Annotated in this window: 24 protein-coding genes; 3 read left to right on the top strand and 21 right to left on the bottom strand. The window is 56.7% G+C overall.

Annotated features, from left to right (window positions below):
- Window positions 1-40: 40 nt before the first annotated feature.
- The 3 genes from Q1A44_RS21930 to Q1A44_RS20200 form a co-directional block, all read right to left on the bottom strand.
- Entirely contained in the window at window positions 41-355 is a 315-nt protein-coding gene (locus tag Q1A44_RS21930) for a RelA/SpoT domain-containing protein (RefSeq protein ID WP_366942619.1), read from the bottom strand.
- A 287-nt stretch (window positions 356-642) separates the two neighbouring features.
- Window positions 643-735, bottom strand: coding sequence for a transposase domain-containing protein (locus Q1A44_RS21925; protein ID WP_366942618.1), 93 nt, complete (start codon window positions 733-735; stop codon window positions 643-645).
- Window positions 736-769: 34 nt separating this feature from the next.
- Complete coding sequence (locus Q1A44_RS20200) at window positions 770-1,978, bottom strand: hypothetical protein (protein WP_299628876.1); 1,209 nt, start codon at window positions 1,976-1,978, stop codon at window positions 770-772.
- A 312-nt stretch (window positions 1,979-2,290) separates the two neighbouring features.
- Here Q1A44_RS20200 and Q1A44_RS20195 point away from each other — a divergent pair, with 312 nt between their 5' ends.
- Entirely contained in the window at window positions 2,291-2,479 is a 189-nt protein-coding gene (locus tag Q1A44_RS20195; protein ID WP_299628874.1) for a hypothetical protein, read from the top strand.
- Window positions 2,480-3,111: 632 nt separating this feature from the next.
- Here the strand turns inward: Q1A44_RS20195 and Q1A44_RS20190 are convergent.
- The 7 genes from Q1A44_RS20190 to Q1A44_RS20160 form a co-directional block, all read right to left on the bottom strand.
- Window positions 3,112-4,632, bottom strand: coding sequence for a D-alanyl-D-alanine carboxypeptidase family protein (locus Q1A44_RS20190; RefSeq protein WP_299628872.1), 1,521 nt, complete (start codon window positions 4,630-4,632; stop codon window positions 3,112-3,114).
- Window positions 4,633-4,643: 11 nt separating this feature from the next.
- On the bottom strand, window positions 4,644-5,246 hold the full coding sequence (locus tag Q1A44_RS20185; protein WP_299628870.1) for a hypothetical protein: 603 nt from the start codon (window positions 5,244-5,246) through the stop codon (window positions 4,644-4,646).
- Window positions 5,247-5,250: 4 nt separating this feature from the next.
- Window positions 5,251-5,619: a hypothetical protein gene (locus Q1A44_RS20180; RefSeq protein WP_299628868.1), complete on the bottom strand. Its 369-nt coding sequence runs from the start codon at window positions 5,617-5,619 to the stop codon at window positions 5,251-5,253.
- On the bottom strand, window positions 5,619-6,062 hold the full coding sequence (locus tag Q1A44_RS20175; RefSeq protein ID WP_299628866.1) for a hypothetical protein: 444 nt from the start codon (window positions 6,060-6,062) through the stop codon (window positions 5,619-5,621). The genes Q1A44_RS20180 and Q1A44_RS20175 overlap by 1 nt, the downstream gene beginning before the upstream one ends.
- Before the next feature lie 273 nt (window positions 6,063-6,335).
- Complete coding sequence (locus Q1A44_RS20170) at window positions 6,336-8,426, bottom strand: S8 family serine peptidase (RefSeq protein ID WP_299628864.1); 2,091 nt, start codon at window positions 8,424-8,426, stop codon at window positions 6,336-6,338.
- 1 nt (window position 8,427) lies between these two features.
- The gene (locus Q1A44_RS20165; RefSeq protein ID WP_299628862.1) at window positions 8,428-9,636 is read right to left on the bottom strand and encodes a phosphatase PAP2 family protein; all 1,209 of its coding nucleotides are present in this window, start codon (window positions 9,634-9,636) and stop codon (window positions 8,428-8,430) included.
- Between the two features lie 68 nt (window positions 9,637-9,704).
- Window positions 9,705-11,165, bottom strand: coding sequence for a hypothetical protein (locus Q1A44_RS20160; protein WP_299628860.1), 1,461 nt, complete (start codon window positions 11,163-11,165; stop codon window positions 9,705-9,707).
- A gap of 475 nt (window positions 11,166-11,640) precedes the next feature.
- On the opposite strand from Q1A44_RS20160, the gene Q1A44_RS20155 reads away from it, so the two are divergent.
- Window positions 11,641-13,974 (top strand): M10 family metallopeptidase C-terminal domain-containing protein, encoded by a 2,334-nt coding sequence (locus Q1A44_RS20155; protein ID WP_299628858.1) that lies wholly within the window; start codon window positions 11,641-11,643, stop codon window positions 13,972-13,974.
- A 573-nt stretch (window positions 13,975-14,547) separates the two neighbouring features.
- Here the strand turns inward: Q1A44_RS20155 and Q1A44_RS20150 are convergent.
- The 4 genes from Q1A44_RS20150 to Q1A44_RS20135 form a co-directional block, all read right to left on the bottom strand.
- Complete coding sequence (locus Q1A44_RS20150; RefSeq protein ID WP_299628856.1) at window positions 14,548-14,820, bottom strand: hypothetical protein; 273 nt, start codon at window positions 14,818-14,820, stop codon at window positions 14,548-14,550.
- A 98-nt stretch (window positions 14,821-14,918) separates the two neighbouring features.
- Complete coding sequence (locus Q1A44_RS20145; RefSeq protein ID WP_299628853.1) at window positions 14,919-15,182, bottom strand: acyl carrier protein; 264 nt, start codon at window positions 15,180-15,182, stop codon at window positions 14,919-14,921.
- A complete protein-coding gene (locus Q1A44_RS20140) occupies window positions 15,169-16,644 on the bottom strand; it encodes a class I adenylate-forming enzyme family protein (RefSeq protein ID WP_299628851.1) in 1,476 nt (491 codons plus the stop codon). The genes Q1A44_RS20145 and Q1A44_RS20140 overlap by 14 nt, the downstream gene beginning before the upstream one ends.
- Complete coding sequence (locus tag Q1A44_RS20135) at window positions 16,616-17,608, bottom strand: HEXXH motif-containing putative peptide modification protein (protein ID WP_299628849.1); 993 nt, start codon at window positions 17,606-17,608, stop codon at window positions 16,616-16,618. Before Q1A44_RS20135 ends, Q1A44_RS20140 begins: the two co-directional genes overlap by 29 nt.
- A gap of 410 nt (window positions 17,609-18,018) precedes the next feature.
- On the opposite strand from Q1A44_RS20135, the gene Q1A44_RS20130 reads away from it, so the two are divergent.
- Complete coding sequence (locus Q1A44_RS20130; RefSeq protein WP_299628846.1) at window positions 18,019-18,678, top strand: pyridoxamine 5'-phosphate oxidase family protein; 660 nt, start codon at window positions 18,019-18,021, stop codon at window positions 18,676-18,678.
- Between the two features lie 49 nt (window positions 18,679-18,727).
- Here Q1A44_RS20130 and Q1A44_RS20125 read toward each other — a convergent pair whose 3' ends face one another.
- The 7 genes from Q1A44_RS20125 to Q1A44_RS20095 form a co-directional block, all read right to left on the bottom strand.
- On the bottom strand, window positions 18,728-19,498 hold the full coding sequence (locus Q1A44_RS20125) for an alpha/beta hydrolase (protein WP_299628844.1): 771 nt from the start codon (window positions 19,496-19,498) through the stop codon (window positions 18,728-18,730).
- A gap of 153 nt (window positions 19,499-19,651) precedes the next feature.
- Window positions 19,652-20,440: a PhzF family phenazine biosynthesis protein gene (locus Q1A44_RS20120; protein ID WP_299628842.1), complete on the bottom strand. Its 789-nt coding sequence runs from the start codon at window positions 20,438-20,440 to the stop codon at window positions 19,652-19,654.
- Between the two features lie 27 nt (window positions 20,441-20,467).
- On the bottom strand, window positions 20,468-20,923 hold the full coding sequence (locus Q1A44_RS20115; RefSeq protein ID WP_299628840.1) for a GNAT family N-acetyltransferase: 456 nt from the start codon (window positions 20,921-20,923) through the stop codon (window positions 20,468-20,470).
- Window positions 20,923-22,329: a PLP-dependent aminotransferase family protein gene (locus Q1A44_RS20110; RefSeq protein ID WP_299628838.1), complete on the bottom strand. Its 1,407-nt coding sequence runs from the start codon at window positions 22,327-22,329 to the stop codon at window positions 20,923-20,925. The genes Q1A44_RS20115 and Q1A44_RS20110 overlap by 1 nt, the downstream gene beginning before the upstream one ends.
- 237 nt (window positions 22,330-22,566) lie before the next feature.
- Window positions 22,567-23,751, bottom strand: coding sequence for a tRNA-dihydrouridine synthase (locus Q1A44_RS20105; RefSeq protein ID WP_299628836.1), 1,185 nt, complete (start codon window positions 23,749-23,751; stop codon window positions 22,567-22,569).
- Window positions 23,752-23,831: 80 nt separating this feature from the next.
- The gene (locus Q1A44_RS20100; RefSeq protein ID WP_299628834.1) at window positions 23,832-24,140 is read right to left on the bottom strand and encodes a helix-turn-helix transcriptional regulator; all 309 of its coding nucleotides are present in this window, start codon (window positions 24,138-24,140) and stop codon (window positions 23,832-23,834) included.
- Window positions 24,141-24,256: 116 nt separating this feature from the next.
- Window positions 24,257-24,991, bottom strand: a complete 735-nt coding sequence (locus Q1A44_RS20095; RefSeq protein ID WP_299628831.1) for a helix-turn-helix transcriptional regulator — start codon at window positions 24,989-24,991, stop codon at window positions 24,257-24,259.
- Between the last annotated feature and the right edge of the window lie 65 nt (window positions 24,992-25,056).

Here is a 25,056-nt window from a genome sequence, read left to right as displayed (position 1 = left end):
GATTTGCCATTTTGCTTTTTGTCATAACCATCATCCTTACTTAAGTTGATGGTCTCCGACAAACCCGGAGCGATTCAAAGCTCCGGTATCCGCTATCCTTCGGATTCTCTATGTAGTCCGTCTTACGGCGAACATTGCCTCCAGTCTCTTCACTTTGGTACTTGCTCAAGACCTCCCTGAGGTCGTCCATCGTTGGTAAGATGGCACGGCAACCAACAAGATCCTGCATTTGATGTAGTTCAACGGTGCTGCGCGCAAGTTTCTTCCGGATTGATGAAATCCGCTTCACCCGTCCTGATGTGAAACCCCCAACTCCTTTAGCCAATTTGTTGAGCTTGGCGCGCTCTCGAACCATTGGGTAGGCATGATGAAAGCGCCAGTTGTGCATGACCCGAAACGCGGCTTCAACATCCGGGGATCGCTGCACTCTTGCGCTCAATAGGTGTCCGGCGCGCTTGACTTGGCCCTTAGAGTATTCTCGATCAATACTTAACTGATGCATTTGCGCAAAAGAACATATCACTTGTTGGATGGGAATGCCGTTACGCAGCGCGCAACAAACAATCTAAGCGAGGACTGGTGCGTAATTCATGATATATGTACCAGATGCGTCCGGCCTGACCGCCCCTATGATGCACTTTTTCATGGTAGCAGGTCATCGACGTGGTTGATCGTGTAGTCAGGGATGCGGGAGAGTGTGTCGGCGCGCCATGTTTGGGGATTAATGCCGTTCAGTTTGGCCTTGGTTAGCTAGGATCGTAGGACAGGATCATCTCTTGCGGACTGAAAACTCTTTGGGAGGGTTATTCGCATCAATAAACAGATCAGCTTTTGGATAGAATCCAGGATGTTTCGGCGGTGGTTGTATAGATAGAGGCGCGATTGGCAGCTGTTTCACATTTGCGGACGTGTTGGGGTAGTTATTGAAGATGCTTTGCGCTCCGTCATCTTGCATAAAGAATTCTACTGGCAAGCCCGATACGCGAGATAGGAGCTTAGAGCACTGCTTCAGAGTCAACTGGCGACCGAATTTATTAGCCAGTTTAGTATGTAACGAAAAGGTTGCCCTGTTTCGTTTTTCCTTTGGTTGACTGAACCGGCCGCCCTGGTTTTCGAAGCCCTTCAACCGCACCAAGATACCTCGCGAAGCTATCGGGTCTTGGGTGTAAGGCGCATAGTAAAACATTACGAGAGCTTGAGTAATTATGTCATCCAAAGCATGTGTCAGATGATGGCGCTCATCATATGATACAGTTAGGCACATTGTACCACCTGCGCAAACTACCTCCCCCTTCGCTCGCCTTTCTTCAAGGTAGCCAGTTACATGCACTTGGGAGTTTTGCTGATTGATGGCCCAACCTTTGCTGCTGATCCTATGATTAAGGTCATCAAGGCGCAGACATAGGCACCGAACTCCTCCAGTTTCATGAACATAAAATCTCACGAACGTTGGCATGGCGTAGCCCGGTACGTCTGCCGTGAAGAGCAGGTAGTCGCCGAGAAGTCGACAATTGCTCGCAACCGTTCGAGGAACACCGTAGCGAGAAAACCTTCTGTACAAGTGAGGCTGATATCCTGCATCTACACCCATAGTGTCCCGCCAAAGCTGACGTAGATCACTGTAAGAGCGTTTGTTAAAGGTTTTGAGGTTGACCATATGTTGCCGGATTGGATCAATGTATTTCGTCGATAGGCTGAACTTATCAATCGAACGGTAGTTGAACTCCGTGAACCGCCTTGCCGAAAAACGACGAGTGCTTTGGTCGGCACGCATCTTCTCTGTCAGTTCTGCAAGCAAAGGATCGAAACTGGCCGTTTGACTGTCAAAACTACCTAGGTAGCCAAATGCTCGCGCTGCTCGAAAAAACTTGTAAAGCTGCAAGCGACGGACAAGAACGCTTTCTCGACCTTGGTCCCTGATGAGCTTCTGAATCTCTGATTCTATCGAATCAACCTCGCCACTAGAATTCTCGCTCATTTCATAAGTGCTCCCTACCGCATAGGTAGTAACTATGAAGCGCTAGGAAGTGCTTTCAACACTAGGAAACGCTAGGAAATGCAGGCCGGACGCAGAGCTTTGAAATTAAAAGATTAAATCTTTTTGAGTTATCCACATCTTCTTGGGGAGAAAATTTCAACCGTACATACTCTTGTAAACGATTGGCACTGAATGCAGCGTTTATCCGGGCGATAGTTGTTCCGACTGAACCCGGCACTGCACTCAGCTGCTGCTCTTTAGGGCGCAGTTGCACGAGTTGCAATGCATCATCAACTAGAGAGGAGAAACAGAATGTATGCTAGTACGGTTAGTGAAGCCTTCGTTCCAGATGAAGTCGATTGGTTTGATATCATTTGGATCATTCGCTTGATCCATGAGCTTCTCGAAAGACTAAAGAGAAGAAAACGAAAACCAGGCTTCGACGCGCCGGTGAGCGCACACGCTAGCTTCCATGGTGACAGCAGCTTTTCCGGTCTCTGATTGGGCGTACAAATCGTGGGCAAGGGGATACCTCTTGCCCACAGTGCGTTTTGAAACCATTGTTTTGTAGATTTAATGTAAGCGTCCGGCCTGCCCCCCAATCGCTTCAAAAACCCAGCAAATTGTTTGATCGCCCTAATATGTGCTTTTTGAGCTTTGTCGCCCATCCCGTCGATACCCTGACAGCAACAAGAGTCGCGCTTCACGTATCGCTCACAAATCGAGCAATTGGGGGCCAAAAGGTGGGCCGAGATTTCAGAGATTGTTTAAGTATTTGATTTTGATATGAAAATGGTGGTATGCTGGCGCCGTGTGGGGGCACCATTAAACTTTCACTCAGTCCAGCAGACAGTGTTTTTCCTACGAACGGTGTATCATTTTCGCGGCTGACGTTTTGGACTGCGTTGGTTGTTGGGATCATACGGTCTGCACGCGCCTGAACTAAGCGCAGAGTAGCGTCGTGGACTGAATATTGTCGACGAATGTGAGCGGATGCGACAGTCAGATACACCGTCAAATCGCTGTCTAATCCAGAAACAAGCCACGCTGAAACAGTTCAGGTGGAGTACTTTCAACACGCGCGGCGTAGGTAATCCACGGCCACCGACGTGTCCGCCGATGGCCGCTTCAGATCACCCATAGAGCACAAAACAGGCGTCGCCGTACCATTCGGCAGCGCGGTCGAGGTGGTTTCCGTGGCTGCGCAAGCGCCAATGATTCTTGCTTGATGGTTTGAGGCTGCCTGCGTTGTAGGCCGCCGCGACCAGCAGCGGATTGCCATCGGTAGAGGCCATCTGGTGCTTGATGTAACTTGTGCCCACATCGATACATGTCGCAGGATCATAGAGGCCGACATCTGCAGGGACTTTGCTGGGCTTGTTCTTGAAAAACTTGAAGGTGGTGTCGTTGTCATAGCCCAGGGATTTGGTGTTGTTCATCCAACGTGCCGTGTCACTCAGAACTTGCATTGGACCTGCGCTGTAGTCGCCCTTTTCCTTACCATCCAACGCAGGATTGCCGGTTGCGCCGACGGTATAACTTTGCTCCCAACGGAACGTTCTTGTGCCGGTAAAACCGACCTTGCGGTAGGCGGCCGTTTCGGTGGCGATGGTCATTATAATCAGTTCAGGCGGCACGCCGTACTTGGCGGAAGACGCGCTGATCTGCGTCCCAAGCTTGGCCATAACCTCTTGGACCGTGATGGGCGCGCCGGGCGTCCGCCAGCTCTTGAGCTTTCCAGTATGGTCGCGTGTGTAAAACCCTTGTTTGTCATAGGCCCAGGCGTCGCCGCCAAATCTGGATGTCCAGTTCAGCGCCCCGCCAAACCCCGTCGCCGGTCTCCCGCCTGATGTCCCAATCAAAGGGGACGCCATCGTAGGACGTTCTGCGCTTGTGGGCACGGGTGGACGGAAACTGCCGGACCAACCCGAAACCGCATCCCCCATGGCCTGGACCCAGCTTTCGTCGCCGCCATCCGGGTAAAGACCGTTACGCAGTTCGGTCAGCTCAACATCTACGATCTGGACATGCGGCATCTCCCAACTGAGCGGTTCGAGACCGTTCTTCAGGGCAATTTCGTGAAACCGTTTCCACTCTGCCCGCTGTTGCGATGTGCGAGTATTCCAGTTCCACTTGCCGTCCTCAAAACGTACGAAGTCTGCGGCCATACCGTATTGGTGATAGGATTCAAAAGCCTTCGCATTCGTGACCTTTGAGCCAGCAGTCGTCCGTCCCTTGTTATAAAGCATCTGCTGGCGCTGGGGCGAGCGGAACGCTTCGAAGACACGCATTGGAATGCCTTCCTCGTCAAGCTGTTCCTGGATCGCTTGAACGCCCTTGCGCACAATAGGGTGAAGGTGGCCGAGATCGGTAAAGCGTTTATCGGGTGACGCTGTCGAAATCTCTCCTGGCGTTCCTGCAAAGGACGCTCCTGGGATTGTAGTCGATTTGGCGCTTGCGGCCTCGCTGGTGGCGCGCGTTCGGGCGGCGGTTGCCGGGCTGTCTTTCAGGTCGCGCATGCACACGGTCGTAAAGGTGCCGTCCCAGTTTTCGGTCTCCAGGAGCGTTCCGTCTTCGAGTGAGCAGTTGTTGCGAAGCGCGGGCAGCATTTCAGACCCCGCATTCGTGATTGTCCAAAGCACTTCATTGGTCATGACAAAAATCCTTATAGGTTGAGGAGTTCAGCAATTTTTGCGTTCACGGTCGCATTGGCCGGGTTGCTGATCATATCCAGCGCGCGTGCCACGGGTGTCTCGCCCGCTCGGGGCGTCAGCCCGCCTTCTTCGGCAAGGTTCAAATACCGTTGCGTGTTTTCCAGCGACTGGCCCGTGAACGTAAAGAGTTTGGTGTCCAGCGCGCGTTTATCGACATCGGTTGAAAGAGTAATCACGGGGGCGTTGGTGACCGCGCGCACGACCTCTGGTTTGCCCGCAATGGCGCGCGCGGCACCTCCTGAGGCAAATGAGGTGCTGATGCGAACCGTTGCGCCGAACTCGCCCGTGCCGCCCGGCGTTCGTTCCAGGCCAAAGCGCGACACCATGTTGACGGCGTCTCCTGTAGGCCGACCGTCGGCGTCGCGGCTGGTGGGGGGGATCGAACCCACCACACGCCGTTGCAAGCCAGCGTTGACTTCGAGGGGGGCGGAATTTGCGGGATCTGCGCGGACCGCAAGATTGAATCCGGTGCGTTCCCCATAAACGAGGCCACGATCACACGCGGACAAAGCCAATACGGCAAAGGTGAGACCTGCAATTATTGTGCGTTTCATCAGTTCATTCCCCCGCTTGGCCAATTGCGTTGCAGTCAAAGACATCGCTGCCGGAATTCAGTTGTTCCCCAAATGCCGTGGCGGCTGCGCCGCTGATTGTGATGTCAGTGTATTTGGAGAGATAAATGCTCTGCACTTCGAGGTCGGTGCAGCTGATCAACGCCATGGCGTCACGATCACCGTTCGCGGCCTCGACGCTGGTCGGAACGATGGTGACGAAATCCCGATCATAGCCAACGACCAATTGTCCCTGTTGGCGATCTGCACTCACTTTGGCATTCACGCCAACAACGGTGTCATGTGCCACATACAGGTTTTGTGGCGCGCAGGCGCCTACAAGCCCTGCAACGACGATCCATTTGCTTTTCCTCATCAAAAACGCCTTCCACAGTTATGTTCTTCGTTGGTTTCAAATTTGGTTTGGTTGGGATTTTCTGGCGCAAATGCGATCTTCCGAAAGCCAGAGGTCTGGCCGTCAATTGGACGCAGACGAAACCGCTCCGAAATTCCAAGTGCGAATTCCAGCTCGGTCGCGTTGGCGAACATACCAACCCCATGCAGCGTGCGAAAATTGAGTTCGGGAGGCAGATCGCGCAAGGATGGCGCCTGACCCAGGCAGTCCTTTTCAAAGATCCGGGTACTTGCATACCAACCAAAGGACAGGCTGAATGTGTCCCGCTGGGTATCAAGATGGAAGCCTGCGGCTTCCAACCGTTCGATTATCGCGCCGTCGCTTTCGTATACGTCGTAATCTACGGTTCCAAATCCGTTGACGGAGCAGCCAGACAAAAGCAGCGCAGACGCAGAAATTTTCATGAAAGCCCCCGTTTTCATCTTGGTCCATCACCTCAAGTCACCCGTCCTCGATACGGTGGACGGGTTATGGGCTGGCGTTAAATTCCAGTTAAAAAGTTGGAGAGTGCTGGAGAGATAATAGGGGCGTGCTGGTGTTCTGCGCTGTCGGCGCGTTCAATTCCTCTGCGGCCGGCACCCAAGTGCAGGGCGCGCCTGTTTGCGGCAGGTGCCGTTTTTATCGGGAAATTACAACGCTTGGTGGGTCCGGGCGCAAACGCCCACACCCAAAACCTGTTATCTTGATCGTGTCCCCGCCAATCGCTTGGGCAAGCCGCCAATGCCGGTCCGCGTTCCATCCCCTTGGTTTGGCAGCGGTGCACGCGTTGCGGCTTGCATCAGGCACTGAACTGCTTCGGCATGCGTCGCCGTGTTATTGGCGCTCAAGTGATTGACCAACCACCGGCTGACTAGGGGCGCCGCCACACTGGTGCCGGACATGGCCTTGTCCCTGCCGTTTTGAGACGCCGAAATGGCACCTGGCCCAAGCAGCCCAGGAGTTCCGGCGTTGCGGTCGGCCGGCGCGTGAAGGTCGACACCAGCAATGGCGACAGCCCCCCCCAGGGGCACAATCGGACCGGAGGAGGAATAAGGCGCCATTTCGTCGTCGTCGACGTAAGAGGCACCAACCACAACGGCCGCAGCGCTTTTGGCGATGGCGTTCAGCGTGTAGTCTTGGGTGATCCGGCAGGTGGGGTGATCACCGTCCTTTCTGTCCAGCAATCGCGCAGTCTGACGGGCATTGTCGCCCACAGGATCGTCGTTGCGCAGAATACGGACAGTAATGTTGGCTTGTGTCGCCCCAAAATTGTGAAGTGTTGCAGTCCATTTGCCATGAACACCGAGGGGCCTGCCGCCGTCTGATGGCCTGTTGGGTGGCAAGGCGAGGGTAATGATCTCGCGCCCGGTGGCTGCGCCCATGCTGGTGCCGTGCATCGGCCCATCCAGATGGAAGCCGTAATAAACACCTGCCGTAATCTGGGACTTGTCATCTTCCAGGTAAAAGGAACTGCGCAAACGCGCACGTCCTGCCGGAGCCGCGCGCACGACGCCCTGCTCGCTGGAGCGAAGTTCGAGACGCACGTCCGAAGCCGCAGAGAGCGATTTGGTGTTTTCGACGACAAACTCGACAAATGTGGACGTCTCGTTTGTGTAATCAATTTCGAACTCAGCGGTGCCGGTCGAGTTGGGCGGCACGGTCAGCGTGCCAACAAGGTCGTCCTGAAAGTTGTTGCCGGCAGGCAAAACGACGATCAGGGTCTTGCCGCGCAATTGCCATGCCTCGACCGCTTGGTCGATATATTGTGCAATCAGGTTGGCCCCACCCATCCCGCTGCCGAGCAAGGCAAAGCTTAGGTTGATCACAACCGGAACTGGCCTGTCACCACTGATGGCGTCTGCCGTTTCGAGGATATGCTGCAATCCCAGGATCACGGCGGTGGCCATGAAACTGCCCGAGGTGTCGCTGACGATGGAGGTCGGCAAATTTACTGCTACGATGGGGAATTTCTCAGGACTTTCGGTAATGCAATCTACCGTGCCGGGGCTTTGGGCGACTGTACCGGCGGCCAGCCCGGCGACGTGAACGCCGTGTGTGGCATTGTTTCGGAACGATCCGGGGGCACGACCGCCCATGCCAAGATCCTGATCACGGTAAAACTTTACCTCGTCAATCCGCCCCGCAACTGTTGCGTCTTCGAGCGCTTGGTTGATCTTGTCCTTGCGCAAAATCCGGCCAAAGGGCTGATTGGCGCTGGTCTTGGCGCATTTGGCGTCTTGCTGCCACAAGGACACGACGCGCGTCTTGTGCGCGCCGCCCTCTTCAACGCGAAAAACACTGTTCGCGATGGCAATACCATCGTCGATGATGCCGACAATGACACTGACGTCTTCTTCCTCTGCGAGTTCAACGGTGTCGTGCCCGGTTGTCGGGTCGCATTGGGCAGGGCCTGGCAAAATGGGAACTATAAGGTCTTCGTTGCCCGTCAACACCTCCAGCAACTGGTCTATCTCAGCCACTCCCGAGCTCGGGCCATCCTCAGCTGCTGGCGCAGAAAGGGTACTCAGAAAGGCGCGGTTTGCACCGCCAGTCAAAGCCACCTGCGCTGCATCAGGGCCAAAACCCTGAAACAAGGTCGTTACTTCGTCAAAGGCGTCAAACTCCTTAAAGTCGGACAAGCTGGCAGCGGACAGCAGCAGGCCTGTGGCATCGCCCGCGACAGAACGGCCCGGGCTTTGCGTATCCAGCAGCCACCACCAATGCGCTTGCGGGAAATCGGACAGAGCCAGGGTGTCAACGGGCGGGGGCGCATTTTCTCTCCACGCCATTTCAGCCATCGTCTTCTGTATATTGGCTGTGCTGCAGCTCGGTCACGCATTTTCCCCAAAGCCAATTCAATTGCGGATTGAGCGCAAGCGGATGCTCGGCAATACCAGTGACGCCTTCTGCCGGTTGAACGTCTGACAGGATCGGGCCGCAACTGTCCAAGGGCTGTCGCTGGGCCGCGAGTTCCACATAATCGGCATAATCAAACCGCGCTCCACCGTATTTGCGGGTGTCGCACTTTTGGTTCTTGAGCTGGCTTTCGTCAGTTCCGTTGGCAGAAAACCGTGCAAGCACGTAATTGGCCAGCGCCGTACCCAAGACCGCACCAGCAGCGCTGTCCACAGGGAAATGGACGCCAGCAACGGTTCTGTTGTGCGCGATGCGCACCGCCATTTCGTTACAAAACCCTGCATGCTTGTCTGCGTCTCCCGCACCAGAGGTGCTGTAGAAATGCTTGAACAAGGTTGCGAGAAAGAACGCCTCGGTCGCGTGTCCGCTGGGCAATGTGCTGTGCGACGGCGTCTGAATGATCGGCATGACGGATGAGGAAAAGGCGACCGGGCGCGGGCGGGTGAAGGCGTGTTTGATGCGAAACTCCACCAGAACGCAAAAGCGCAGCGCCGAGCGGACAAATTCCATCACATGGGGTTGGCGGGCGGGGTGGATAAAGGTCAATCCGGTGTAGAAGCTCAACAGGTCGGCCAGTTGTATGTTGATTTCGTCAAAGCGTTCTTCACGCTCGCCCGCGGCGTCGCCCACATGCACCAGTTGCTTTGCGAATACGTCGCGGCCAGGCGCTATCAACTCAAGGAACGGCATTGTCGTCCCATCAGTTGTGCGGTGGCTGAGAATGACGCGATCCCCTTCTTGGTCGGGATCCGCATTGAGATGTGTTGCCAGGTCCAGACCCGACAACAGCTCCCAATCCACAACAGCCGAGCGGGGATACATGTCGAGGTGTTCCAGGCTTGAGCTGTTGGGCTCGGCGGTGGGGAACTTGTCACCGTCGACCTCGGTGCGCCCGTCGCGGATGATGGCACCACGCGCGACGCGCAACGCATTCGACAGCATTGGACTGTGTGGCGCGCTGGCAAAGTTATAGCCGAATTCACCAATCTGAGCGGGGTTTGTACCCGACAGAGGACTTGCCGGCCCTGAAAAACCACCGTGACCACCATGGCCGCCATGGCCCACATAAGCTGCTAACGACATGTGTTACTCCCTATTGTTGCTGAACTGCGTGTGTCAGAGTCCTGCGCCCGTGCGGCGTTAGAAATTAGTTAAATCCAAAGTTTCTTCATCTTTGTCAGGCCAGCGGCGCGAAGAGAATTGGTTGGGTATTCCGGGTCCGAAAAATGTCGTTCGTCGAAATCGGGCTCAAGCTGCATCAGCTTGTGCTTGGCCTCTTCGAATGCTCGATGGTCGTTGGCTTGATAAGACAGCAAAACCATGAACCGCAGCGGTGGCTTGAACGCAGGGGCTAGGAAATGGGCGATCCGCGCATGCTCCAATGCGACGGCAAAGTCACCACGGGCGACGGCGGCAACGCAGGAATTCATTTCCCACCAATGTCGGTTTTTTGAAAAACGCGAAATTTCCAACGCGCGCGCGGCTGCATCAGCGGCCTCTTGCAGACGCCCCTCGGCAATATTCGCATTTGCCAAGGTGGACCAGGCCAATGGGTTTGACGGGTTCAGATCAATCGCCTCGCGTGCGTACGCGCCACCTGTGCGCGTGTCCCCCGCCAAGGCCACAACAGTGTTTGAGCACAGCGCCCGCACAAGGCCGTTTTCCGGCTCAAGTGCGAGCGCACGGCGCACGCAGTCAAGCGCCTCTGCCTTGGCCGCGTCCAAATCCGTCGTTGTGCGCTCGTATATCTGGTTTGTGCGCAGCAACCCCTTGAGGGCCAGGAGGGCTGCCCCCGGTTCCATTTCATAAGCAAGGTCGAGCATCTGCTCGGCCTCCGCTACCCGCACCGGGTCCATCGAAAACACGTCGCGCAGCGCCTGAAAAGCAAGCACAAGGGCAGAGACCTTGTGGTTTGCACCAACAAGATCGACTAGTGCGTCCTCGGCGGCTTCTTGGGCGCGGTAGGCCAATTGAAAGAATTTTGTGCGCGTCTCTTCTCCTGTGTCACCCGAGGCCCCGAGATCTGAGAGCAGTTGATGCCAGTTCGCCGACCAGCGCAGCCGGTCCTGGGGCTGTTCAATCAGTGCAAGCCGCAGGGATGTGCCGGATGTACTATGCAGTTGTGAGATCGAGAACTTGAGGAACCGGTCATCATCGGCCTGTGATGTATCGTCTACGGTTTCAACGCGCCCAAAGTCTTTGAGGCCCTTGGCGATCAGATCTGAGACGACAAGCCCCGATTGGCGATCACTGTTGCTTTCGTTGGTTCTGGAAAAGGCGACCTTCGGCACAAAACCAGGCGTGCCACCCGAAATGTTGGGGGCGCGCCAATTCTCTCTGACATCCTTTACCCATTGGCCAAGAGCGCCCGGCGGCGCAACACCTTCCAGCAGCTCCTGACCAGCATCACTTTCATCGAACGGGTCATTTGCAATACAGGCCGGGTTCAACCGCAATCGAGAGGCTTCGGTAATGATGAACGTGTCGCTCAGCGTCTTTCGCAAGTTCCGCAATTCCTGCCGCAGGCTGAGAGACGCGTTTTCGCGGGGCCGGTCTGGCCAAAGCAGGTTTTGCAGCCACATACGGTCGCGCGACAAATCTGGCGACAACAAGAGCGCAACAATAAGACATTTCGAGCGTTTGCTCGAAATGAGTAGGGTTTCCCCATTTGCGTCAACAAACCGAAACGCGCCAAAAACTCTTATTTGGTACGGAGGGTTCAACCCATTTCCCCATTCATCCCAGGCGGGAGCCTAGCACCAGAAACCCAAATTAAAAAACACTGCTTTTAACCTAGGATTGAGTTGGGTTTCGAACGCCTACGCGCGGGAATGTCAGCTTTAGATGCAATACGCACAGATATTCCCGCCTGGATTGTATTTTGGGTTTCAACGGCTTGGCCTGATGCTCTATCCCGGCACGCACCTCGGGTTCTCTCGATCCGGCACCGTATGGATGACGGAAACATTGAAAGCATTCCGACCGTTGCGGCCCGCTTGGGCCGCCTCGATCTTGGAACATTTTTGTTACGGGTTTTGTTCGGTTTCCCCTAAGATACCTGCATAAAGCCAAAAGAGAATTTGATCCATGCGCGCCACCAACACGACCTCTTCCCCCTTTGATCCGATTCAGCGAGAAGAAGATGCTGATATCTTTGGCCCGGTTTTGCCCGATCATGCGACCATCCTTGAAGACGGCGACACCGCCAATGCCATCTTTGACAATCTGGTGATTGCGCCGGGCGATTTCTTTATTGGGACGATTGCAAGCCCGTCGGACGCTGACTTGATCGCCGTCGAACTGACAGCAGGCGTATCGTATACTATCGACCTTTTTGGTGTGGACAGCGGTGGTGGTCTAGGCACATTAGCTGACCCATTTCTTGAGCTTCTTGATGCATCGGGAGACCTGATGACTTTCAACGGCAGCCTGACATCCAGCGACAACGACGGGATCGGCCGCGACAGCTTAGTGGTCTTCACGCCCACCACAACGGGTACTTACTACATCGCAGTAACCTCCGCGGATGGCGGTACCGGACGCTATACGGTTCAGGTGAGCGATGACCTGCCACCGCCGCCGCCGACATTGGGGACCTTGCAGGACATGGTGACCCAATTGCAGTCGGGCTACACCGGCGGGACGGAATACACCTTCGACACCTCATCCTCGAACGTGATCACGGTGAACATCAGCGCGCTCACAGCCGAGGGACAAAAGCTTGCCCTCTGGGCGATGGAAACGTGGGAGATGGTTGCGGACCTCGAATTTCAGACCGTCACGTCGGGCGAGATGATCACGATCGATGACGAACAAAACGGGGCCTATGCCAGTTTTCCGGGGATAGGTGCCAGTCAGTTTGCAGGAGGGGTGGAGGTCAACGTGTCCAGCGCTCTGGTCAGTGTCTTTGGCGCGTCGCTGGGTAGCCTGCCGTTCCAGACCTATGTGCAGCAGTTCGGGCAAGCACTTGGCCTTGGGTATCTGGGCAACTACGTTGGTACAGGGTCCTATCCAGAGGATGCGATCTTTACCAATGACAGCTGGCAGTTGTCAGTCATGTCGTCCTTTGCGCAAAACGTGAACCCGACGGTGGATGCATCCTATGGCTTTGTAACCACCGCGATGATGGTGGACATCCTCGCGATCCAGGATTTTTACGGCGCAGCAGGGGCCGGATCGGCAACGGCGGGGAACACGGTTTATGGCTTGGGGTCGAACCTTGGCAACTATCTGGATGATATTTTTGCATCCATGGTCGCAGACACCGCGATAGGGAACGCGAGCGGCAATCCGGTGGCCTTGACGCTGTATGACAGTGACGGCACCGATCTGTTGGATCTGAGCTATTTGGGGATTGGCGTGGATGCCCGGATCGACCTGAATGGCGGGACGTTCTCGGATATTGGCGAGAGCATCGGCCTCCTCGGGATTGCGTTGGGCACGGTTATTGAGAACCTGATAACCGGTGAGGGCAACGACACCGTTACCGGCAATTCGGCCAATAACACGCTGACCACGGGCGCGGGCGATGATTTGATCCTGTCAGGGGCAGGCAACGACACCAGCATGGGCGGGTCGGGCAACGACACGATTTATGGTGGCGGCGGGAATGACAGTCTTTCGGCGACCAGCGGTTTTAACGAAATGTTTGGCGGCGCGGGCAGCGACGCCATTACAGGCGGCAAAAACAGCGATCTGTTGGGTGGCGGATCGGGCAACGACACCATCAACGGGGGGGGTGGCAACGACACCATGTGGGGGTCATCGGGCAACGACGCCATCTCTGGCGGCAATGGCAACGATTTTTCTGGTGCTGGTGCCAACCGCGATACTGTGAACGGTGGCGGGGGTATTGACACGCTTTATGGCGGTGGAGGCCAGGACACTGTCATGGGCGATGCCAATGATGATCTGTTGGGTGGCGGCACCGGGGCAGACCTAGTGCAAGGCGGAACGGGAAGTGACACGCTGTGGGGCCAAGCCGGGGCCGACACGCTTGAGGGTGGGCAGGGCAACGACGATATTGCGGGTGGATCGCAAGGTGATCTGCTCTTGGGTGAGGCCGGCGACGACACCTTGTCGGGCGGCTTTGGCAACGACACCCTGTCTGGTGGGGCAGACGATGACGTGCTGAATGGCAATTTCGGCAATGACGTTTTGACCGGCGGCCTGGGGGCTGATGTGTTCATCATGGAAAACAGTGGGGGCAAGATCATCACCGATTTCAACGGCGCAGAGGGCGATACTCTGCAACTTGACGATGCGCTTTGGGGGGGTGGTCTCACAACGGCGCAGGTGGTTGCCGCTTTTGCCAGCGAAAGCTCGGGCGATATCGTTTTTGACTTTGGCGGCGGCAGCTTTGTTGTCCTCGAAGGAGTGACGACAACCGTAGGCCTCAGCGACGATATCGAACTGTTTTAGAAAACCTCCCGTTCCAGACAGGGCCGTACCCAAACGCGCCTAAACACTGGCCCGAAAACCATCGGGTTGCACGCCTCAGGCACGTGCAGCCATGGCTTAGTCTTGTGCGGCGCTTGCGTTCACTGATATGGCATCAGCGGCTTTGTCTGACAGGGCGTCAACGCGGTTTGGTGTCGGTGGTTCAATCGGGCTACCAACTTTCGGAGTGCGCGCTGCATCCGTTCCCTTGAGCAGCAACAGTTTTTCCGAATTGACTGGCATGCGTATCCCTTTCAAACATGGCGGCACGTTGCGGTTACGCCAAGCTATGAGACCACTCGCCCCATGTCCAGCATCGACCCCTTGATCCCACAGAAAAGGTTGATGTTCTCGTGGGCTGGCCGCCCAATCGATGAGCAGGGAATTCTGCGTGTCCTGAATGAGGACGGAGCGCGATCACCTTTGCTATGGATTTTCAACGCCTCGCACGAAGCAACCGATCTTGCGAGAATACTGGGCCCGGACCAACCGGTTATCTTTTCCCGCTCGTCCCACCTTATCGTCCCAGAGGGCGAGGACCTTAGCGCGGTTCGGTTACAGTTGACGCAATACCTCAGCACTCAGATCCGCGCGGCATTCCCAAATCGGCAGTTCGACATTGGCGCAAGCTGCCAAGGGGCAGGGATGGCGATGCAACTCAGCACGCTCTTGCCCGGCAATGGTATCCGAGTGGGGCACCTTTGCCTTATCAATTGCATGTTGCCTGACATTGCCACCGGGCGACCGGCGCTGTTGTTCTATGGCGAAGATGATCCGTTGAATGATCCGTTGAATGATCCGTTTCGCCGAGACGCCGTGGCGGGTCAAAACCGCGCGATCCAACTGTTCTCCCACTACCGTCGTGAGGTTTTGCACACTGGCCACGGGCAGTACTACAGCGATGAGGTATGTGCAGAGTTGTTTGGTCAGTTTGATGCGTTCAGATCGGTGCGCTGGGCCGACATTCCCCCGATGGCGGCGGCAAAGTCTTCGACCGTTGGGTGGTAGAGCAGGCTTGCGGGGGCCACGTCGATCCTCAATTCACCTTCCAGATCAGTGCATAAGCTGATCAACGCCAGAGAGTCGCCGCCCAGATCAAAGAAATCGCTTTGCCCTGAAATGTGGGCATCGGGGAAGGCGCGCCGGAACGCGCGGATCACCGCCTGCAAAACATGATCAGAAGTCGACAAAGCGTTGTTCCTTTCCTTCGGCGATCGCCCGCAAGACACGCAATGAAAGCTTGTTCGAGGCATTGCGCGCAAGCGATGGGCTGATCAGGATTTTGTCGGGTCTGCGTTGCGGTGATATCGCCCGTTTCAGCTCTGATTTCATCGCGTCTGTACTTCCTCGCGCCTCAATGGCCAGATATATCGCATCGTCCGGCCCGTGACCGTTTGTCAGGGCAAAGGCAATGCAATCACGCACCCAGTCCAGGCTTTTCACGTCTTGCTCGAGATCACGCAGATTGATGTTGATCGCATTGCGGCATGCGACCTGGCCCGCACGCCCCGCGACGAAAAGATAACCGTCGGCGTCAATCCAGCCCATGTCATCGGTGCGCACAGGCTGCGCGTCGGTCATCCAGTCGGCGGTTGCGACAAGGTGGCCGACCTGCCCATGCGGCAGGGGGTGCCCCGCATCATCTTCAACCCGAACCGTGACACCTGTAAGCGGTTTTCCGACGGACTTCGATTTCGTCAGGATGTCCGACCCCTCCAGAACAGACACCGCGCCAACGCCGGACATCGAATAGATGTTCATGACGCCGGGGGTCAGCATCTGAAACGCGCGCACCAGATCGTTCGGCGCAATCGGCCCGCCCACCGATCCCATCCGGCGGATATGCGGGTAAACGGGGCCGTCTGCGAGGTGACGGTCCTTGTGAAAGGCCAAGAGGTCCCGGATGACAACGGGTGGCAGGCCGATTGCCTCGAACTCCACCCGCGACAACGCGTTATGCAAGTCGATCGGACGATAGAGCAAAGGCAGGCTGAGAATGGGAACACCGTGGATCAAAAGCTTGATCCAGTGCATCAAAACCGCGCCAAAGCTGAGGCTTCCTACACTGATGTGGGGCAGGGGAGCGTTGATGTTCAGAATGCGGTTCGAGGTCGCGATTCCGTTGAGGATCGCGGTATGGGACTGGCGACGAAACCGGGGCACTCCCGTGGTGCCGGAAGAGGAGAGGATCAATGCATCCCGGTGCTCTGATCCGGGTGAAAAGGAAAGGGATCCGCGGTTGTCGCAACAAGCAGTGGGTTCGGGGAAGATTTGCACATCCGTTCGTTTCGCCATGCTGGGCGCATCCGAATAGATGGCATCCAAGCCTGCGGCCATGCGTGCCGTATCCAACTCTTGCCCGGTTTGGCGCGGATCGAGAAACAACACCGCCGCGTCCACCGACCACAGGGCGATCATGGCCTGAATGCACCTCAGCCGGTTGACCGGAACCAGACCGATGGCAGCACCATGCGAAATGCCTTGATCATGAAAATACTGGGCCAGGCCGGTCGCACCCTCAAAGATGTCAGCGCGGGAATGACGGTGGCCATCCTGCTCAACCGCGAAGGCCGTTGGGTCGTCGCAAGCCAGGCTTGCGATAAGCTCGCCTATGTTTCGGGGCTCAAACGGCATCAACGGCGTCTCGCGCATCCTGGAACAATTTCGCTCCCAAAGCCGTCAGATCCGCGTGCTCTGCCACCGTTTTTTCGCAGTCGCGAAAGCTCTGCAACGCGGCGACCTGATGAGAACGCAAGGCGCTGGCCCAAGTCGGTCGGTGCGGCGATTTCAGCACTGCATCGGCTGCCACCGTCATCCGGGCAGAGACCCAGAGCGCGTGAAAAACCCCCTCCATTGGGCGCGGTTCTGCCCGCAGCGGAGACGTAAACACCGCAGCCGCATCGTTCTTCAGAACCGGATCGTCGAGGTGAAAGAGAAACATGTGCTGATGGGACGCTTCGTGGATCAAGGCCATGAGAACGGTGGACGGATCGTGCCATCCGTCGGGATTCATCAATACCGCTCCAAAGGCGTCAAAGACAGCAGCCCCGCCAAAGGCGCGATCAGTTGGGGAGGCGGGCTTTGCAAGCAAGACTTGCCTGGACAACAGCGGCAGCTCTGCGCTCCAGTCGGGAGCGGTGCGTTCCAATACTGCAAGCGCTTCGGCCATCAGCGCCTCGGACCGGCTTACGCTTTCGGCGGATGGTCCCACCAGTGTCGTCGTCACTCCGACATCGTCCGCAAAGGTGGCCTGGAGCAGATAGGTATCGTCAGCATGAAGGGCCGCATCGGACAACGCAGCTAAGGCAATTGTCTCGGGTTCTCGTGTGTCACGGTCGAGTAACCTGCCCAGAATGCCGAGCAGACGGGGCACTACAGACATGTCGTCCTTCAACGCGGCTCTGACCATCGCCCCGTGCAACGCAAACACCACAGCGCTTGGAAACCCTTCCTCGTTCAGGACCAGATCGGTTAATTCCACCCTTGTAACAGGCGAAGGCGTATCGGGCGCGAAAACGTCAAACACCAAATGAAGAAGCGATACCGACAGTCTCTCGCGAACCGTGTCCCGCAGGCGCGCAATGGCGGCAGCATTCGGAAAAACCAGGTTACTCATGATGTCGGTTTGCCCTGCCCGTATGGTCGTATTGCACGTGGCTTAAGCCAGGGGCGCATGCGCAAGTGACGCTATTCGTGATCGCCGCCTGTGAGGCTAGCGTATGTGTTCATGGGGGTTCAAGCGACAAGCCGCTGCTCTTTGCACACTCCTACGAAATGGCGGATGGGCAAAGCCCTGAAACCAGGGTTGCAACACCAATGTCGTCGGCTTTGCGTGCGTGATCCTCGACGTCCCTCGCAACGGGCAAAAATGTGCTGACGGCGTGAATGGTGCCGAGAATGTAGTGTTTTGGTTCTGCCATTTCGCTGAAAAGTGGTCGTAGAGAAGCCGCATTAATCCTGCCAAAATAAGAACCACATTGAAGGCAGATGGAAAAACCGATGGTGGAAGACTTACAAAAAACTGACATGTCGCGCTTGCGCAGATATCACGAGCGTGGCGCGTTCGACAGGCCGACGGTCTACGGCATTCTCGATGCCCAGCCCATGTGCAGCGTTGCCTACACAATTGATGGCAAACCGCTCGTGACCCCAACCCTGCAATGGCGCGAAGGCGATCATGTCTACTGGCATGGGTCTGCCGCCAGCCGCACGTTGCGTAACTCCACCCGTGCGGCTGTCTGCATGTCTGTCGCGATATTGGACGGTTTCGTGCTTGCCCGCTCGGGCCTGCATCACTCGGTCAATTCGAGGTCCGTGACACTTTTTGGGACCGCTTCAAAGGTGGAGGACCCGACAGAAAAACTGGAGAAACTGCGTCACTTTGTGAATGGTCTGTTCCCGGGGCGGTATGACGAACTAAGGCCGGACGGCCCACAGGATATCAAGGCAACAACGGTCTTGTGCATGCCCATTTCAGAAGGCAGCGCAAAGGTCCGTACTGGTGGGCCTGTGGACGATGAGCAGGACTATGACCTACCCATCTGGGCGGGCGTCATCCCGGTCACGACCCAAGTGGGCGCACCCATCGCTGATCCGCGCAACCTGAGCCATGTGGGCGTCCCCGATCACGTGCGCACCTTCACATATGGCGGTCAATCACGTACCGACCCGAACCAAGGCGGCTGAGGCCGATCAACGGCTGAGCTTTTCCTCGGACAGCGCGCGATTTGTGGGTCTAGCCAATGGCGTCCTTGATCAACCGGTAGAACGCATCCCGGGCATGCACCTCCTGCCAAGGTTTGTGTCCACAATTGGCCAGCAGGTGGAATGTGGCATTCGGCAAAACACGGAGCAACGGGGCCGAAACTCCTTCGGCCGGACGCGGATCATAATCGCCATGAATTGCGGTGACGGGGCAGCGGATGGTTCCAACAGCCTTCAGCAAAGCACCGCTTTGGCGCAAGGCTTTGGCATCCTGCCAGACCGCGGCGTGAATACGTTCGTCGAAATGAACAACCGGGGGCGGGGATTGGTCCCTGGCATAGGTATCCGCGACATCTGACAGTTCAATGAACCGTGCGACATGGGTTGGATTGCCCCGTTCGAGGCGCAGGGTGCCCAGTTCTGCTTGCATCTCGGCTGTTAGCCGCGCGGCTTTGGTATGCCTGATTGCTTCGGCATGGCGTGCCTCAAACGGCCCCGACCCTACAAGGATCAGGGTTTGCACGGCATCAGGATGCCGCGCGGCAAACAAACATCCCAGCCAGGCGCCCCAGGACCACTCGATCAGTGTGACAGGCGCCGTGCAATACGCCGAAATCTGGCTGTGGAGTTCTGCAACTTGCGCATCCACGGACATGGCTGCCTGAAAGGGTTCCAGAACGTCGTGTCCTAAACCGGCCAGCGCCTCGGCGAAGGGTGCAACCTCGCCCGCGCCGCCCGGACCACCATGAAGCACAACGACTGTGGACGGGGCCGTGCCATATTGTCGGCGATTTTGTGTCATGGCGTGGCGGCGTTTGTGGTTTGCATGTCAAATGTCAACGATCTCACGATAGAGTTGCAATTCCGGCAGGTGACGTCCAGCCCGATCACTAGGCGGCGTTTGGAAGGTGCCGCGGGTCAGGTAAATATGACTACCTTGACGGTGACACGGGATCTAAGTCGGCAGATAAACCTCGGCCTTCATAAAGGTCACGCAATTGCCTTCTAGGGTCACGCGGTCACCGGTCAGGCTGCACGCAAGATCGCCCCCACGGCGCGAGGCTTGATGCGCGGAAAGGGAAGTTTTGCCCAGGCGGTCCGCCCAATACGGCACGAGCGTTGCATGGGTTGACCCTGTCACCGGATCCTCCGGTATGCCAGCGCCCGGTGCAAAGTATCGCGACAGAAAGTCCGGACCGTCCCCGGGGCTGGTGACACAGAGCCCAAACGGAAAGAGGCTTTCGATTTTGGCAAGGTCCGGGGCGAGGGTGCGCAGTGTGTTCGCGTCCGGCAGCACCGCAAAATAGTTCTCGAAATTGCGGAATGTGGCCACCAGTGGTTGTGTCAAAAGCAGTGCCAAATCCGGATCACTAGCCCCCAACCGGTCCGGAGGGAATACAGGCAGATCAAGGGCATAGCAACGATCGTTGCGACGCACATTTAGGCGCCCGACCCGTGTGTCAAACGACAGATCGCCGGTCGCGCCATAATGCGCGAACAGGACATGTGCGGTTGCCAATGTAGCATGCCCGCAAAATTCAACCTCGTGCACCGGGGTGAACCAGCGCAGACCAAAACCGTCACCTGTTGGCTTGGCAAAGGCAGTTTCGGCCAAGTTGTTTTCTTGCGCGATGGCCAGCATTGCTTGGTCGTCTAGCCAGTCGTCGATGATCAGAACAGCAGCAGGATTGCCCGCAAAAACCCGAGTGGTGAAAGCATCCACCTGGAACATTGTGAGGCTCATGTCATCAGGCTCCTTTCTCGTTTCATGTCAATCAAGCCGTTGACGATAAACGACAAAGCCAGTGTCTTGTGCCACCGTGTCATACAGCGATCGTGCGCGGGCATTGCTTGCGTGTGTGTGCCAATACATATCCTTGATCCCGTTTTTTCGGCAGAAGGTTTGGATGGCCGCCATAAGGGCGCGGCTGATGCGCTGCCCTCTTGCGGCATCGTCAACATAAAGGTCTTGCAGATAACAGGTCTGCTCCAATTGGATCAGATTGCTGTGCAAGACGAAATGAGCAAGGCCAACAGGGCAGTCGTTCACGATTGCCACCAGCCCATGGACTGGCGTGTCGGAGCATAGCAAACGCTGCCACGTCACGTCGATGACCTCGTCGGGCAGGGCAGTCGGGCCGGATCGGCCGTAAAACGCATTATACTTGCCCCAAAGGATCTCCCATGCCTCGCGATCCTCGGCACGAAGGGGGCGGGTGACCGCCATCACGACAACTTGCCCAACGCATCACGGATGGCACGCGCCAAGTGCTGCGAAGTCTTGGGGTTGGCGCGCGAAAAACCCATGACCAACCCGCGCGCATGGCTTTGGATACACAAGGTGGATAGGGCCAACACGTGGATACCACGCGCCCAAAGTTCATCTTTGACGGCCAAGTCGTCAACGTGATCATCGAACTTGACGGTCACTTGCAATCCTCCATCGGGTCGGGAAACGTACATTTCGTCGCCCAAACTGTCATGTAACGCATCGGTCAGACAGATCATTCGTTCCTGATAGACGCGGGCTGCTGTCCGCACATGCCGCGCAAAATGGCCTGAGGTGATGAACTCAGCCATCGCGGCCTGGACATGTGCATTCACACCAAAACCGAGGGTGCGATGCGCCCGTCTGACAGGATCAACCAGGTTCGGTGGCACGATCAGCCACCCCAACCGCATTGCTGGGATCAAGCTTTTGGAGGCGGTGCCCAAAAGGGCAACGGTGGACGCCTTGTCGAGCGAGAACAGCGGCGGCACATCGGCCCCGCGCCACACGAAGTCTCCGTCATAATCGTCTTCAAAAATGAGGGCATTGTTGGCCTCGGCAAACGCAAGGATATCCAGTCTGCGGGCCAGTTTCATCCGGGTGCCCATGGGATATTGGGTGGATGGCGTCACATAGATCAGCTTGGCCAGATTGGGGGACGCCGCTGTGGTCAAGTCATCGCAAAGCGGTGTAGTCTCAAGGCCTTGTGCGTGAAACAGTGCCTTGCCACCGGCATAACACGGATCCTCCATCATGACCCGATCACCGGGATCGGTCACAAGCTCCGACATCAGGGCAAGGGCGCTTTGCGTACATGGCAGAATGAACACCTGTTCCGGAGAGACAGACACGCCACGGGCCCGTTTGAGGTGCAGTGCCAATGCCTTGCGCAAGATGGACAGCCCCTGAAACTCGTCATAAAGGTCCCGAGGGCCGCGACTGTGGCGCGCGGCACGTCGCAAACACACCGCCCAATTATCGAGCGAAAACAAGGACGGATCGGGCAATCCCGGGGCAAAAGCGTCTACATTTCCAGTAATGTACCCTTTGCGGTGATCATCACTGAGGATTTTTCCGCGTTTCGACAGGGCAATCGCGGTTTGCCGTTGGCCCCGCTTGGGCTGCAAGTCGGGCAAGTCACACACCCGGGGGCGCGCGCCGCGACGTGTTTCGATGACGCCCTCGGCCTGCAGCCCTTCGTAGGCTTCGATCACGGAATTTCGCGCCATCTGCAGCGCAGCGGCCGCCCTGCGCGTCGAAGGCAGCTCATCCTGCGCTTGAAGGATCGCTTCGGTCACCCCGCGCCGAATTGCAAGACGCAGTGCCGTGGCCTTGCCGACGTGGGAGGGCGCAAACTTTTGCATCAATGCTGCAAGTTGCAGTGGTTCTATCAATGGCTCAGCTTCTTGTCATTTTGCAGGGCCAGATTGGAGCCAAACCACTCATCAGGCAATAGGAAAGGCCAACCCTTCCGTCCTGACGCCGGGCGGTTATTTCGCGTATTAAGGCGCTGCCGGGTCTTTTGCATCCATCATCACTGCATGGCAGATGATTGGCCCGCATTATCTGGCGGCACCACCCTAAGTCACAGCCGCCCGCAGCTAATCGAACTGATGACGCCAAGTCGCCACGCGCGCCGCGTCGCGTGCTTCATATGCCTGCAATGCTTGCGCAGGGGTCAGATCGAATTGTTCTTCGGCGTCCTGACCAAGGGCGGTCAATCGCATTGAATACCACGCGGTCATGCCACCCGGTGGTGGGGTGTCGAATGTGGGGCGTGCGAGCATGCACGCATCACCGTTAAGCCACGCATTGGGCAATTCAGGCGACAAGGCCAAGGCGCGGGCGATGCCAACTGCGTCCGCGTCGGCGTTTTGCAAAGCGGCTGCCGCCTGCTCGCGCTCCATAAATCCGCCCGTCACCATAACCGGAACGGTTGTGGCGCGTTTTGCGAGGTGTGCAAAGTCAGTGAAATAGGGGCCGGATGCGCGCGTGCCATCCGAACTGGACACCGCGCCGGGAAAATAGGTGCCGCCACTGACGTCGATCAGATCGACCGAGGTTTGATCCAGCATTTTGACCACCTCAAGGGCGTCGACAGTGGTTAGCCCCCCGTCCAGCCGATCGGTGGCGTTGATCTTTATCCCGATGGGATAGGATGGTCCAACAGCATCGCGGACAGCGGCGATCACATCTCTGATGATGCGGAACCGGACGGCAACAGTGCCGCCATAAGCGTCGCAGCGATGATTGAACAAGGGTGACAAAAACTGGCTTAGCAGAAATCCATGCCCCGCGTGGATTTGCACGCCGCCAAACCCTGCGCTCTTGGCGCACAAGGCTGCCTGCGTATAGGCGGTGGGCAGGGCCTGAATTTCTGACAGAGCCATACCTCCACATCTTAAACCTTCTACGTTCAAAGCAGAGGGGCCTTTGGGCGTGCTGATCGGGGCATGCGCCAATGCGCCCGCATGACCAAGCTGCGGCCAGATCTGTGCGCCGTTTCGTGATCCGCGTTGCGCCAAGTGCTGCAAGCCAGCCAGATCAGACAAGGGGCCCAGAACAAGGTTGCCGGGCTTTTCGGGATAGTGTGGGCTGACTTGCACCTCGCCGATCAACGACAGAGCAGCGCCACCTTCGGCCCAGCGTTCATACAAACGCATCTGTGCTTGGGTCGGATTGCCTGCGCCATCCCCAAGCGAATCCGACATCGCCGCCTTGAACAGCCGGTTTTTGAGCTGAACACCGCAAGGCAGGTCCAACGGGTCATTCATCATCGTGTGCATTTCGACCTCATTTGCATAGATATATCGCGATATTTAGATGCATTCGCATAGCCCTGTTGTGTTTGCAGATTTGCGCAGTTTTAGCGCTTGCTCAGTTCATCGTTGAAGGCGGCCAGAAACGCTTGAATCTTCGCTTCGTCGCGGCGGTAGAAGGTCCACTGCCCGTGTCGTTCCGCGACAACGAAACCGACTTGTTTCAGAAGGCCCATGTAGTTTGAAATGGTGGACTGGGACAGCTGCGCCTTGTCCTGGATATAGCCGACGCACACGCCCTCGATCCCTTCGTGTCCCGGCAAAGGGGGCGGGAAATTTGATCGATCCTTGAGCCATCCAAGGATGTCGCGGCGAACCGGGTTGTTCAAAGCAGCGATGGGTTTTTCCAAGTCCATAAATCGAGATATCTCGATATGCTGGCGAGTGTCAATGGTCGGTTCACGCCGTAGTGTTCCAATTGAACGCGGGGGACAGCAACAATTGCCAAACGGCTTTTTGATCGGCCGAGACTTCAATCGGATTTGACAAACTGCCTGGGCGTCTCGCCCGTGACCAGTCGGAAGGCATGGATAAAAGCGCTTGGCGTTTCAAACCCGACATCCAGTGCCACGCTGGTCACCGCCTGTCCGTTAACCAGCCGCTCCATTGCGACCATGATGCGGGTCTGGCGGCGCAACTCACGAAATGTCATTCCGGTTTCTTCCTGAATGCGGCGGATCAGGTTGCGTTCGGAAAATCCTAAATCTGCCGCCCAGTCAGTCAGCGTTTTTCCAGATGCAGGATCCGCCCGTAATGCCTCGGCAAGCCTTGCAATCCTTGTATGGCGAGGCAATGGGATGACGAAGGCCTTGACCGGGCTGTTGTTGATTTCATGGACTAGAACGTCATTCAAAGCTGGTTTTAATCCTGCCTCATTGACCTCCGCCAGACGCACCAGCACCTCCCGCGCAAGCGGGGACACTACGATCACATGGACATCGCGCGGCAACTCAGCGAAATGTGGGCTGACATAGGCGGTGCGCATCCGAACTGCACCGGCACACTCAATTGCGTGGTCAATAGTGGCCGGTATCCAGAGGGCTCGACCCACCGGCAGCACACACAGTTTGTCGCGCAACGATACCCGCATTGCACCGGAAATCGCATGAATAAGCTGATGGGCCTCATGGGCGTGCCAATCAATATAGGTACCGGACGGATAGGTCGAGGCGAACCCTACGATGTCGGGTTGTGTCAGGTTTGGCATTTTCGGGGTATTGATTGGCATTATGTCGACAGACAGTAAGCGAAGGCGCATGCACAATCAAAGCT

The sequence above is a fragment of the uncultured Tateyamaria sp. genome, from assembly GCF_947503705.1.
Taxonomy (GTDB): Bacteria; Pseudomonadota; Alphaproteobacteria; order Rhodobacterales; family Rhodobacteraceae; genus Tateyamaria.
Note: the sequence above shows the minus strand (reverse complement) of the source record. Positions and strands in the feature narration are given on the sequence as shown.